This window comes from uncultured Castellaniella sp. (assembly GCF_937988725.1).
GTDB lineage: Bacteria > Pseudomonadota > Gammaproteobacteria > Burkholderiales > Burkholderiaceae_B > Castellaniella.
On sequence record NZ_CALKHS010000003.1, the window covers coordinates 348960 to 361749 of the forward strand.

Consider the following 12790-nt stretch of genomic DNA (forward strand, 5'->3'; position numbering starts at 1 on the left):
TCCGCGCAAGATTTTGTTGCGATTCCTGGTGCCTTGCTGTCGCAGGCCGCCGTCGTGCCTCTGTGCGATGCGGCCTGTTTCGAGAATGCGGGAGTCAGCGATGTGAAGGGGAAGAGCTGCTCATGCAATCCCCGTAACGACTAGAAGGGCTCGTTCCACGGCTTGGATCGTGGCTCTATCCAGTCGCCCGAATACCGGCCCGACTCGGACTTTGGGCAGTGTCGAAATCTTGTCCACCATCACTTGCGACTGGGTGTGCAGTCCATTGGTGGTGTCGGGTTCGACCAGGACCCTGAAAGCGGCTTCGCGAATTTCGCTGGTGATGGGGCAGATGATGATGCTATCGAGTTCGGACAGCAGGTTGGATTGAATGACCAAGGCGGGCCTGGGCTTGCCATAGGCGCCAGGCAACGATACAGAGACAACGCTGCCGCGGTGCATCAGCGCCAGCTTTCAATATCGTGCGCAGCGGCTTCGGCGAATGCCAGGGCATCCTGTTCCGCCGCATCATGCTTGAGTGCCACGCATTGAGCTTTGACCTGTGTGGCGTAGCCGGCATCCCGGGTATCGGGAACCCATATTTGCAGGCGGCGCATCCCATTGGATGTCGGGCGCGGGGCCTGTGATGCTTTGTGAGAGAGTACATGCGACATGGAACCCCCTGTGTGAATGCCTGGGGGATAGGCTACCCTGTGTCATGCTGAGCGGCAAGCGCTTCTGTAGCCTTTTTATCCTGCTTTTGATATGGCTTGCAGAACGTTGCGCGGGCGTCCTGCGATCGGATAGCACCCGTTCCGCCACCGCCGACCGGTGGTGCGCGGCAAGCCAGGTTGTGACGACGGGTGTCGCCTGCCGCCGATCAGGATCAGGCGACGGCGGGAGCCGGCATGCGGGCGCCGAACAGGACGTCCAGGATGCGGGCGATCAGGCCTTCCTGAGGACGATTCGCGCGGGCGGCGAGTTCTTCCGCCATCATGCGCTCAAAAGCTTCGTTCACGGGGTAGTTCGAAAAGGGGGCCAACATGCTGTACTCCTTGAGGATGTTTGCTCGCCATCGAGCGACTAGTGAAAACCCTTATAGGGTTAACCCTAGTGTAGTGGATTACCCCTCTTTGCGTCAATCGGCATGTCATGGCGCTGGGCGGCGCTGTTGGAGCTTACTCGTCCACATCCGGCGAAGCCGCCAAAATGCGACCGGCGCCGCCCAGCGCCATGACATGCCGATGAGATCTCCGGGCCCGGACCCCGGCACAGCTCTCCACGACACTCGATGAGGTCCCGCACCCCCAGCGATACAATGAAAGTTTGTCCATCAGCCCCGGATCCCGCCGTGTCCTATCCCGCCCTGCCATATCCCGTCGAATCCTATACCCGCGGCGCCGACTTCGTCCGCCTCCTGGGCAAGCGCATCGTGGTGCTGGACGGGGCCATGGGCACCATGATCCAGCGCTACAAACTCACCGAGGCCGACTTCCGCGGCGAACGCTTCGCCGGCCATGACCGGGACGTCAAAGGCGACAACGACCTTCTGTCCCTGACACGGCCCGACGTCATCCGGGAAATCCACCAGGCCTACCTGGAAGCCGGCGCCGACGTCGTCGAAACCAACACTTTCGGCGCCACCCGCGTCGCCCAGGGCGATTACGGCCTGCTGGACATCGCCTACGACCTGAACGTGGCGGCGGCCCGGTTGGCTCGCGAAGCCTGCGACGCCGTGTCCACGCCCGACCGCCCGCGCTTCGTCGCCGGGTCCCTGGGGCCCCAGCCCAAGACCGCGTCCCTGTCGCCGGACGTCAACGATCCGGGCGCGCGCAACGTCACCTTCGAAGAACTGCGCGTCGCCTATACCGAACAGATCAACGGCCTCATCGACGGCGGCGTGGACATCCTGCTGGTCGAGACCATTTTCGACACCCTGAACGCCAAGGCCGCCATCTTCGCCATCGAATCCGTGTTCGAAGAGCGCAACATCCGCCTGCCCGTCATGGTGTCGGGCACCGTGACCGATGCGTCGGGCCGCATCCTGTCGGGCCAGACCGTCGAGGCCTTCTGGAACTCCGTGCGCCATGCCCGGCCCGTCACCATCGGCCTGAACTGCGCCCTGGGCGCCGCCCTGATGCGCCCCTACGTCGCGGAACTGTCCAAGATCTGCGATACCTACGTCTGCGTCTATCCCAATGCGGGTCTGCCCAATCCGATGGCGGAAACCGGCTTCGACGAAACCCCTTCGGACACCTCCGGCCTGCTTGAAGAATTCGCCCAGGCCGGGCTGGTGAACGTGGTCGGCGGCTGCTGCGGCACCACCCCGGACCACATCCGCGAAATCGCCCGCAAAGTCCGCGATCTGCCCATGCGCCAGCCGCCGGTCATTCCGGTCAAGACCCGCCTGTCGGGCCTGGAGCCGCTGAATTTCGACCGCGACACGCTGTTCATCAACGTCGGCGAACGCACCAACGTGACGGGCAGCAAGATGTTCCTGCGCCTGATCCGCGAAGAAAAATTCGACGAGGCCCTGTCCGTCGCCCGCCAGCAGGTCGAAAACGGCGCCCAGATCATCGACGTCAACATGGACGAGGGCATGCTCGACGCCCTGGCCATCATGCCGCGCTTTCTGAATCTGCTGGCGTCCGAACCTGACATCTCCCGCGTGCCGGTGATGATCGACAGCTCCAAATGGCCGGTGATCGAAGCCGGCCTGCGCTGCGTGCAGGGCAAGTGCGTGGTGAACTCGATTTCCATGAAGGAAGGCGAAGAGGCCTTCATCGAACACGCCCGGCTGTGCCGCAAATACGGCGCGGCCGTGGTGGTCATGGCCTTCGACACCGACGGCCAGGCCGATACCCTGCAGCGGCGCATCGACATCTGCGCCAAGGCCTACGACATCCTGGTCAATCAGGTGGGTTTCCCGCCGGAAGACATCATCTTCGACCCCAACGTATTCGCCATCGCGACCGGGCTCGACGAGCACAACCATTACGCGATGGATTTCATCGAGGCCACCGGCTGGATCACGGAAAACCTGCCCCACGCCCGCGTGTCGGGCGGGATTTCCAACGTCAGCTTCTCCTTCCGCGGCAACGAGGCCATGCGCGAGGCCATCCACGCCGTGTTCCTGTACTACGCCGTGCAGCGCGGCCTGACCATGGGCATCGTCAACGCGGGCCAGCTGGGCGTGTATTCGGAACTGGACAAGCAGGTGCGCGATCTGGTCGAGGACGTGGTGATGGACCGCCCCGAACCGGTCGGCAAGACCGACCCGGCGGACGAGCGCACCTCGACCGAGCGCCTGGTGGAACTGGCCGAGACCATCCGGGGCTCGGGCACGAAGAAGGAAGAAGACCTGACGTGGCGCCAGGGCACGGTGCGCGAGCGCCTGACCCATTCGCTGGTGCACGGCATCACGACCTTCATCGTCGAGGACACGGAAGAAGTCCGCGTGGAAATCGACGCGGCCGGCGGACGCACCATCGAAGTGATCGAAGGGCCGCTGATGGACGGCATGAACGTCGTGGGCGACCTGTTCGGCGCGGGCAAGATGTTCCTGCCGCAGGTGGTGAAATCCGCTCGCGTGATGAAGCAGGCCGTGGCCCACCTGCTGCCCTTCATCGAGGAAGAAAAGCGCCTGCTGGAAGAAGCCGGCGGCGACGTGCGGTCCAAGGGCAAGATGGTCATCGCCACGGTCAAGGGCGACGTGCACGACATCGGCAAGAACATCGTCACGGTGGTCCTGCAGTGCAACAACTTCGAAGTCATCAATATGGGCGTCATGGTGCCCTGCGCCAAGATCCTGGACAAGGCCAAGGAAGTCGGCGCGGACATGGTCGGGCTGTCCGGCCTGATCACGCCCAGCCTCGAGGAGATGGCCTACGTCGCCTCCGAAATGCAGCGCGACCCGTATTTCCGCGAGCGCAACGTCCCGCTGCTGGTGGGCGGAGCCACCACCAGCCGGGTGCACACGGCCGTGAAGATCGCGCCCAATTACGAAGGTCCCGTGATCTACGTGCCCGACGCCAGCCGTTCGGTGGGCGTGGCCACCAGCCTGATGTCCGATCAGGTCGAGACCTACCTGAAGGAAGTCGCCGACGAATACGAACTGGTGCGCGAACGCCATGCCAACCGCAAGGCTACGCCCATGGTCACCATCCAGGAAGCGCGGGCCGCCAAGCCCGCCATCGACTGGGCGAATTACACGCCGCCCCGGCCCAAGTTCATCGGCCGGCGCACCTTCCAGCATTACGATCTGCACGAGATCCTGAAGTTCCTGGACTGGACGCCGTTCTTCCAGTCCTGGGGCCTGATGGCGCAGTTCCCCGCCATCCTGACCGACGATGTGGTGGGCGAGCAGGCCGTCAAGCTGTACGAGGAAGGCCAGGCCATGATGAAGCGCATCGTCGAAGGGCGCTGGCTGACGGCCAACGGCATCGTGGCGTTCTATCCGGCCAACAGCGTCAATGACGACGACATCGAGATCTACCGCGACGAGACCCGCAGCGAGGTCCTGCTGACCTGGCGCGGCGTGCGCCAGCAGACGCAGAAGCGCGAGGGCGTGGACAACAAGTGCCTGGCGGACTTCATCGCGCCCAGGGATTCGGGCGTCACCGACTACATCGGCATGTTCGCCGTGACCGGCGGCATCGGCATCGAGAAATACGAAAAGCAGTTCCAGGACGCCGGCGACGACTATTCCGTGATCATGCTCAAGGCGCTGGCGGACCGCCTGGCCGAGGGCTTCGCCGAAACCCTGCATGCCCGGGTGCGCCGCGACCTGTGGGGCTACGTGCCCGACGAGGCGCTGTCCAACGAGGACATCATCGGTGAGAAATACCAGGGCATCCGCCCGGCGCCCGGCTACCCCGCCTGCCCGGAGCACATCGTCAAGCGCGCTATGTTCGACCTGCTGGATTGCGGCGAAATCGGCATGCAGCTGACCGAAGGCTACGCCATGATGCCGGCGTCCAGCGTCTGCGGCTTCTATTTCAGCCATCCGCAATCCCAGTATTTCAACGTCGGCAACATCGGCGCCGACCAGGTGGCCGATTATGTGCGCCGCACGGGGCGGGAGGAAGACGATGTGCGCCGCACGCTGGCCAGCACCCTGCGCTGACGACCCGGGGCGGGGCGGGGGCGGCGTGCCGCGCCTGGCGGTCTGCCGGGAGCGCCGTCATGCCGCGTGACGATGCGGCCCGGCGCCAGTCCCTGGGGGCGTTCCTGCGCAGCGCGCGCGCCCGGGTCAGCCCGGGCGACCACGGCCTGCCGCCGGGGTTGCGGCGGCGCACGCCCGGCCTGCGCCGCGAGGAAGTCGCCCAGCTCTGCGGCATCAGCACGACCTGGTACACCTGGATCGAGCAGGGCCGTGAAGTCTCCGTGTCGGTCGATGTCTGGCGCCGGCTGGCCGAAACATTGCGGCTGGCGCGCGCCGAACGGCATTATCTGTTCAGCCTGGCGGAATGCGCCGATCCGCAGGCGGGGCAGCTGGATGCCGTGGCCCTGCCCGATGGACTGAGCGACTGCGTGGACAGCATCCAGGGGCCGGCCTACATCCTGGACCAGGCCTGGAACGTGCTGGCCTGGAATCCGCCGTTGCAGCGGCTGTTCGACGGCTGGCCAGGGCAGGGGCGGGCCAATCTGCTGCATTACATCTTCATGGATCCGGCCGCTCGCACCCTGGTGGTGGACTGGGAAGAGCGCGCCAGCCGCGTGGTGGCGGAATTCCGCGCCGACGTGGCGGCGCTGGCCGGAGACCCCGCCATCGGCGCCCTGGTGGCCGAATTGCAGGCGGGCAGCCCCTTGTTCGCCGGCTGCTGGACGCGCCAGACCGTGGTGGACCGGGAAGGCGGCGTGCGCGAATTCCAGCACCCGGCGCGCGGCCGACTGATGTTCCGGCAGTTCACGTTCCGGCTGGCGGTGCGCCCGGACTGCAAACTGGTCATGCTGCTAGACCAGGCCTGAGCTGCGAGGCGGCCCGGCCGGGCTCAGGCTTCGCGGCGGTGGCGCAGCTGATTGCCCGATCTGTTCGACAGCCTGCGGAACGACAGGGCCGATGCCGCCACGCATAGCGCCGTCGCCGCGAAACCCCACATCACGTCGATGCGGTCGGCCTCGATGCCGCCGCGCAGGCTGATGCTGAGGTTCAGCGTGACCGCCGCGCAGGCCACGCCCAGGCTGATGCCCAGCTGCTGCGCCATGGCCGAGAAGCTGCTGGCGCGGCTCATCTGCGCGGAATCCAGGTCGGCGTAGGTCAGGGCGTTGACGGCCGTGAACTGCAGCGAGCGGAAGAAGCCCCCGATCAGCAGCACCGCGACCATCAGCCAGACGGGCGTGCTGGCCTGGAACAGGGCGCAGGCGGCCGTGAAGCAGGCGGCGATCAGCGCATTCCACATCAGCACGCGGCGAAAGCCGAAGCGGTGCACGATGGGCGTGGCGACCAGTTTCATCAGCAGGGCGCCGGCCGCCGAGGTGAAGGTGATCATGCCGGCCGAGAAGGCGGACAGGCCGAAGCCCACCTGCAGCAGGATGGCCAGCAGGAAAGGCGAGGCGCCGCTACCGAAGCGGCACAGATTGCCGCCCAGCACCGAGACGGCGAAGGTCTGGACGCGCAGCAGGCTGAGGTCGATGATCGGATAGGTGGCGTGGCGGGCGTGGCGGATGTACAGCACCCCGCAGACCAGGCCCAGCAGGAGCAGGCTCACGATCACGTCGGCGCCCAGGTCACCGTGGCCGACGGCTTCCAGGCAGATCATCAGCGCCGCCATGGACACGGCGCTGAGCAGGAAACCGAGCGTGTCCAGCCGCGGCTTGCCGTCCGGGACGTCGCGGGCGATGTAGCGCCGCACCAGCGCGATGCCCAGGATGCCGACGGGGATGTTGATCAGGAAGATCCAGTGCCAGGATGCGTACGTCACCAGGAAGCCGCCGACCGGCGGACCGATGACGGGCCCCAGCAGGGCGGGCAGGGTCAGGAACGCCATGGCCTGGACCAGTTCGGATTTGGGGATGCGCCGCAGCAGGATGATGCGCCCGACGGGCACCATCATGGCGCCCGCCGCGCCCTGGACCACTCGGGAGATCACCAGCTGCGAAAGGGTCTGCGACGCGGCGCAGGCCGCCGAACTGAGGCCGAACAGCAGGATGGCGGCCAGGAAGACCCGCTGCGCCCCGAACCGGTCGGCCGCCCAGCCGCTGATGGGCACGAAGACGGCCGTGGCCAGCAGATAGCCCGTGATGGTGATGTTCATGTGCACGGCGGTGGTGCCGAAATCCCGCGCCATGGCGGGCAGGGCCGTGGCCACCACCGTGGAATCCAGCATCTGCATGAACAGGGCGCAGCCGACGATGAAGGGGATCATCCGTTGTTCCCGGGTGCGGGCGGCGGGGGGCGGGGCGGAAGATCTACTGGGGTCGGGCATAGGCACGCGCGGGCGTCGGAGTGCAGTACACTTGGAGCGCATCGGTCATGAGAATCGGCAACGGCACTATTATGGCAAACAACTTCACCTCCGAACTGACACAATTCATCAACCAGTACAAGACGGAACATCCCGACACCGAAGCGCGCCAGCGCGCCGGGCGCTTCCGCCTCTGGGACAAGGAACTGGATGCCGAACAGCAGGACGGCTTTCGCGCCGCCCGGGTCGCCCAGGATCCCTACGTCTATTATCAAAAGGCCTGACCGGCCGTCATGCCGCCAGAGCCCGCCACCGGGCTGGATGCCTTGATGGCGCCGGCTGTGGACAGCACGCCCGACGTGGTCGATCACGTGGCGCTGGCGCGGCTGTACGGCGAACCCCTGTTCGCCATCCCCCAGGACCTGTACATCCCGCCCGATGCCCTGGAAGTCTTCCTGGAAGCCTTCGAGGGCCCGCTGGACCTGCTGCTCTACCTGATCCGCAAGCAGAATTTCAATGTGCTGGACATCCCCATGGCGGAAGTCACGGCGCAGTATCTCAGCTATGTCGAGCAGGTCCGCCGCACCAATCTGGAACTGGCCGGTGAATACCTGCTGATGGCGGCGTTGCTGATCGAGATCAAATCGCGCATGCTGCTGCCCGTGCGCCAGTCCGATACCGGCGAGGAAGTCGAGGATCCCCGGGCCGAACTGGTGCGCCGCCTGCTGGAATACGAGCGCATGAAGCTGGCCGCGCAGCGCCTGGATGCCCTGCCGCGCGTCGGCCGCGATTTCCACGTAGCGCATGCGCAGGCCGACCTGGATGTCGAGACCGTGCTGCCGGCCGTCAGCCCCGCGGACCTGCGCGATGCGTGGACCGCCATTTTGCAGCGGGCGCGCCTGAACGCCAGCCACCGCATCACCCGCGAACAGCTGTCCGTGCGGGATCACATGAGCCATATCCTGCGCCGGCTCTCGGACGTGCGCTTCATGGAGTTCACGGATCTGTTCATGGAACGCATCCGCATGGGTGAGCCGGCCGCCGTCATCGTCGTGCACTTTCTGGCCCTGCTGGAACTGGCGCGCGAATCCCTGCTGGAAATCACCCAGGCGGCGCCCTATGCGCCGCTGTATGTCAGACTGTCCTATACGCGCTCGGCCTGAGTGCCCGCGCCGGAGCTTGCCTTGAAAGTCGTCCATTCCATCGAAGATCTGCGTGACCAGCTGCGGGGCCAGTTGCGCGTGGCTTTCGTGCCCACCATGGGTAATCTGCATGCCGCCCATCTGTCGCTGATGCGCCTGGCCCGCCAGCATGGCGATCCGGTGGTGGCCAGCATTTTCGTCAATCGCCTGCAATTCGGCCCCAACGAGGATTTCGACCGCTATCCGCGCACGCTGGCCGAGGACATCGAAAAACTGGAAGGCGAGCGCGACGTCTACGTGCTGTTCGCTCCGGACGAGCGCGAACTCTATCCCGAGCCGCAGAATTTCCGCATCCAGCCCGGCGAGGCCCTGGGCAAGATCCTGGAAGGCGAATTCCGCCCGGATTTCTTCATGGGCGTGAGCACCGTGGTGCTCAAGCTGTTTTCCTGCGTGCAGCCGCGCGTGGCGGTGTTCGGCAAAAAGGACTATCAGCAGTTGATGGTGGTGCGGGCCATGTGCCGGCAGTTCCAGCTGCCGGTGGAAATCCTGGCCCACGAAACCGTGCGTGACGCCGACGGCCTGGCGCTGTCATCGCGCAACCGCTTCCTGTCGACCGTGGAACGTGCCGAGGCTCCCCAGCTGTACGGCCTGCTGCAGCGGGTGCGCGACACGATCGGGGGCGGCCAGGATGACTGCGCCGTGGTCGAGGCCCAGGCCATGCAGACGCTGCGGGATCGGGGCTGGGACCCGGATTACGTGGCCGTGCGCCGGCAGCGCGATCTCCTGCCTCCCACCGTGGAGGAAATCCGCCAGGGCGAACCGCTGGTGGTGCTGACGGCCGCCCGCCTGGGCAGCACGCGCCTGATCGACAACCTGGAATTCCAGGCGGGGCGCTGACGGGCCCGGGGCGGCGCCCCGGGAAGTTCCCGCATCCGCGCGTCTGGCAGGCCTGACAGCTGCCGGGCGTCGGGCCGCATGACAGAATCCCCTCACCAGAAACAACACACGGGGGATTGCCATGGCGATCATGGGCATGAATCTGGGAGACGCGCAGGGTTCGATCACCCGGCGCCTGACGCTTCGGGAACGCGAAGTCGCGGACTACATCACCCGGGGGCGTTCCAACAAATACATTGCCGCCGAACTCGGGGTGTCGCAGCGCACCATCGAGGCGCACCGGGCGCGCATCTTCATGAAGGTCGGCGTGCGCAACGCGGTGGAACTGACCCAGCATTACGTGCGCCTGAAACTGCCCCTGTCGGACGATCAGGGGGCGAGCCCGTCGCCGCGCCCTGACGTGGCGCGGCATCCCTGGCGCCCGGCGCGGGCCGGATCAGCGTGCGGCGCAGTGCTGGGCGGGCTTGGAAGCTAGTTCCGTGATCGGGTCCAGATCCGCCTGGCGGGTCAGACTGGATTCCAGTAGAGGCGCCTGACCGTTCAGGCGTGTGACCCGCAGCACGTTGGATGTGCTGAATTCCAGGCTGGCGCGGGCCTGGTCGCCGGTCTGCAGCACGATGCGCACCGGATCGGTGCCCGTCAGGTACCAGCAGCCCAGCGTGGCGCGGGCGGGCCCGCTACCGTCCACCGGCGTGTTGCGGGCGCGCCATTGGCCGTCCGGAGCCAGGGTTAGGGTCATGCGGCTGGGCGGGCATTGGCCGCCGTCCATGCAGGCGATGGTGCCCAGATAAGTGCGGGATTCGGCCAGTTCGCGGGGCACGGCGGCGCCTGCCGGCTGGGCGGCGCCGGCGCTTGCGCCGGATTCCGCCGCCGGGGCGGCCGCGGACTTGGATTTCTGTTCCTGGCCGCCGAAGCCCAGTTGCAGCTGGGCCGGCGCCTGGGTACCGGAATCGCCCTGGGCGCGGTGCAGGGCGTCGGACGTGGTGCTTTCACGCGGGGTGTCGTAATAACCCGGCGCGCTTTGCTGGGCGCAAGCGCCCAGCAGCGTCAGCAGGCTAAGGCCCAGCAGGCGGGTCAGTGAAGTGGCAATGGGGCGCGGCATGACAGTATCGGTCGGAGGGGCGGAAACGCCATTCTACGCATTTGCGGCCCGCTTGGGCAGGGCTGGCCGCCATGGCGGTTGACGGCGGCGGGGCCTGGCTGGCGATGGCCGGGGCGGCGATCCTGTGCGCGGGCGCCGGGTTGCGGTTCGAACCCTGGTCGCGGGAATATGCTGCCCGCCTTCGGGCGGGTGCGCCCGCGACTGCGGGCACGCTGTGGCGGGCGGCGGGCCAAACCTACCGGCGGCCCGTCCGGTGGCGGCGGGACGGCTGGGGCGCCCTGGCGACAGGGGGATTGGCGGCCGGGCTGCTGGCTCTGCAAGGCTGGGCCGGCCTTGCACTCCTGCCGCTGGGACTGGGATTGGCTGCATTGGCCTGGCTGGATGGACGCAGCGGCCTTTTGCCGGACGCCCTGACGCTGCCCCTGATGGCTGCGGGCTGGTGGCTGGGGCCGCAGGGCCTGCCGGATGCGCCGTGCGCCTCCATCGCGGTGTGGGGAGGCCTGGCGGCGGCCGCCGGCCTGTATCGCCGCGTGCGCGGCCGGGACGGTTTTGGCGGCGGGGACGTCAAATGCCTGGCCATGCTGGCGGGCTGGCTGGGCGGGTCCGCCGCGCTGGCGATCCTGTGGGGGGCCAGCATCCTGGGTCTGCTGGCCTGGGTCTGCCGCCCGGGATACCGGCTGCGGGCCCACCCCTTCGGTCCGTATCTGGCGCTGGCCGCCTGTCCGTGGATTCTATGGCCCGAGGCCGCCGGGGCCTGGCTGACCCGTCTGGGGTAGGGGCGCGCGTCCCGGGCCGTGATCCCCGGGCCCCCGTCTGGGGTAAAGTCATGTTTTCACCTTGGGGCGGGATTCGCGCATGTTTTCGATCGGCCTGACGGGCGGGATCGGGTCCGGCAAGACCCAGGTAGCCGATTGGCTGGCCCAGTGGGGGGCGGCCGTGATCGATACCGATCAGATCGCCCATGACCTGACGGCAGCCGGGGGCGCCGCGATCGATCCGTTGCGCCAGGCCTTCGGCGCGCAGGCCATCGCGGCGGACGGCCGCCTGGATCGCGCCTGGATGCGCGACCGGGCCTTCGCCGATCCGGCCGTCCGGCAGCGTCTGGAAACCATCCTGCATCCCTTGATCGACCAGGCCGTGCGGGCCCGGGCCGAGGCCGCGCAGGGGCTGTACCGGGTGTTTGTGGTGCCGCTGCTGGTGGAATCCGGTCGCTGGCGCGACCGCGTGGACCGCATCTGCGTCGTCGATTGCGATCCGGCCACGCAGGTGCGCCGGGTGCAGGGCCGCAGCGGGCTGACGCCGGAGACCATTGGGCGTATCATGTCCGCTCAGGCTTCCCGGGAAGACCGCTTGGCCGTTGCCGACGACATCATCCTCAACGATGGCGCCACCGATCTGGATGCGCTGCGCCGGCGGTCCTGGTCCTGCCATCAGTCCTGGTGCGACCTGGCTTCCCGATCGCGCCATGGATCGGCCATTCATGATTAGGGTCTTTTGCGTGTGATTCTGTACGAGTACCCCTGTAATGAACGTGTACGCACTCTGCTCCGGGTAGAGTATCTCTTCGACCGCCTGTTCTATTTCGCGCGCGGCGAAGACGCGCATCATCACCAGATCGCCATGATCACGCTCTTCGACCTGCTCGACGTGTGTGAACGGGCCGATGTCCGCACGGCGGTCCTGCAGGATCTCGACCGGCACCGCACGGCCCTGGCGGCCCTGCGCGAACATCCGGGCGTCGATCGCCCCACGCTGGACAGCCTGCTCGACGAAATTCAATCCGTGTCCGGCGCGCTGGCGGGGCAGGGGCGCATCGGCCAGTGCCTGCGCGACAACGAATGGCTGGCCAGCCTGCGCGGGCGGATCACCGTGCCCGGCGGCTCGTCGCCCATCGACCTGCCGTCCTACTACGCCTGGCAGATCAAGCCTCCCGAAGCTCGGGTGCGCGACCTGCATGGCTGGATCGAACCCATCTTGCCGCTGCACCGCGCCATGGCCCTGATCCTGCAGCTGCTGCGCGATGCGGGCGACGCCCGCGACCAGTTGGCCGGCCAGGGCGCCTACCAGGAAATGCTGGGCGGAAAGACCTTCCAGCTGCTGCGGGTCTGGGTCGATCCCCAGCAAGGGGTGTTCCCCGAAATCAGCGCCAACAAATACGTCATCTGGGTGCGGTTTTCCATGCAGGACAATGTCATGAAGCCGCAACCGGCCAGCCGTGACATCGCCTTCCGCCTCGCCCGCTGCAACATCTAGGACTTCCCATC

At 66.8% G+C, this 12790-nt stretch carries 14 protein-coding genes; 9 read left to right on the forward strand and 5 right to left on the reverse strand.

Annotated elements, in window-relative coordinates; all coding sequences use genetic code 11:
* Positions 1-120: 120 nt before the first annotated feature.
* The 3 genes from Q0263_RS03080 to Q0263_RS03090 form a co-directional block, all read right to left on the reverse strand.
* Positions 121-441 (reverse strand): type II toxin-antitoxin system PemK/MazF family toxin, encoded by a 321-nt coding sequence (locus tag Q0263_RS03080; RefSeq protein WP_298013208.1) that lies wholly within the window; start codon positions 439-441, stop codon positions 121-123.
* Entirely contained in the window at positions 441-653 is a 213-nt protein-coding gene (locus Q0263_RS03085) for an antitoxin MazE-like protein (RefSeq protein WP_298013210.1), read from the reverse strand. The genes Q0263_RS03080 and Q0263_RS03085 overlap by 1 nt, the downstream gene beginning before the upstream one ends.
* Before the next feature lie 212 nt (positions 654-865).
* Entirely contained in the window at positions 866-1024 is a 159-nt protein-coding gene (locus tag Q0263_RS03090) for a hypothetical protein (protein ID WP_298013212.1), read from the reverse strand.
* A 306-nt stretch (positions 1025-1330) separates the two neighbouring features.
* Between Q0263_RS03090 and metH the strand changes: the two genes are divergently transcribed.
* Positions 1331-5104 (forward strand): methionine synthase, encoded by a 3774-nt coding sequence (gene metH / locus Q0263_RS03095; RefSeq protein ID WP_298013214.1) that lies wholly within the window; start codon positions 1331-1333, stop codon positions 5102-5104.
* A 59-nt stretch (positions 5105-5163) separates the two neighbouring features.
* Entirely contained in the window at positions 5164-5949 is a 786-nt protein-coding gene (locus tag Q0263_RS03100; RefSeq protein WP_298013215.1) for a helix-turn-helix transcriptional regulator, read from the forward strand.
* A 23-nt stretch (positions 5950-5972) separates the two neighbouring features.
* Here the strand turns inward: Q0263_RS03100 and Q0263_RS03105 are convergent, their stop codons facing one another.
* On the reverse strand, positions 5973-7406 hold the full coding sequence (locus tag Q0263_RS03105; RefSeq protein ID WP_298013217.1) for a DHA2 family efflux MFS transporter permease subunit: 1434 nt from the start codon (positions 7404-7406) through the stop codon (positions 5973-5975).
* A 71-nt stretch (positions 7407-7477) separates the two neighbouring features.
* Between Q0263_RS03105 and Q0263_RS03110 the strand changes: the two genes are divergently transcribed.
* From Q0263_RS03110 to Q0263_RS03125, 4 genes are all read left to right on the forward strand, one after another.
* A complete protein-coding gene (locus tag Q0263_RS03110; RefSeq protein ID WP_298013218.1) occupies positions 7478-7669 on the forward strand; it encodes a DUF3460 family protein in 192 nt (63 codons plus the stop codon).
* 9 nt (positions 7670-7678) lie between these two features.
* Positions 7679-8548, forward strand: a complete 870-nt coding sequence (locus Q0263_RS03115) for a ScpA family protein (RefSeq protein WP_298013220.1) — start codon at positions 7679-7681, stop codon at positions 8546-8548.
* A gap of 21 nt (positions 8549-8569) precedes the next feature.
* The gene (panC, locus tag Q0263_RS03120) at positions 8570-9424 is read left to right on the forward strand and encodes a pantoate--beta-alanine ligase (protein ID WP_298013222.1); all 855 of its coding nucleotides are present in this window, start codon (positions 8570-8572) and stop codon (positions 9422-9424) included.
* Between the two features lie 136 nt (positions 9425-9560).
* Entirely contained in the window at positions 9561-9899 is a 339-nt protein-coding gene (locus Q0263_RS03125) for a helix-turn-helix transcriptional regulator (RefSeq protein WP_298013224.1), read from the forward strand.
* Here Q0263_RS03125 and Q0263_RS03130 read toward each other — a convergent pair.
* Positions 9861-10526, reverse strand: coding sequence for a hypothetical protein (locus Q0263_RS03130; RefSeq protein ID WP_298013226.1), 666 nt, complete (start codon positions 10524-10526; stop codon positions 9861-9863). The two genes, Q0263_RS03125 and Q0263_RS03130, sit on opposite strands and share 39 nt — an antisense overlap.
* Before the next feature lie 71 nt (positions 10527-10597).
* Between Q0263_RS03130 and Q0263_RS03135 the strand changes: the two genes are divergently transcribed.
* From Q0263_RS03135 to zapD, 3 genes are all read left to right on the forward strand, one after another.
* Complete coding sequence (locus tag Q0263_RS03135) at positions 10598-11302, forward strand: prepilin peptidase (RefSeq protein ID WP_298013228.1); 705 nt, start codon at positions 10598-10600, stop codon at positions 11300-11302.
* Positions 11303-11381: 79 nt separating this feature from the next.
* Entirely contained in the window at positions 11382-12014 is a 633-nt protein-coding gene (coaE, locus tag Q0263_RS03140) for a dephospho-CoA kinase (protein WP_298013230.1), read from the forward strand.
* A gap of 12 nt (positions 12015-12026) precedes the next feature.
* Complete coding sequence (gene zapD, locus Q0263_RS03145; protein WP_298013388.1) at positions 12027-12779, forward strand: cell division protein ZapD; 753 nt, start codon at positions 12027-12029, stop codon at positions 12777-12779.
* The last annotated feature ends 11 nt before the right edge of the window (positions 12780-12790 follow it).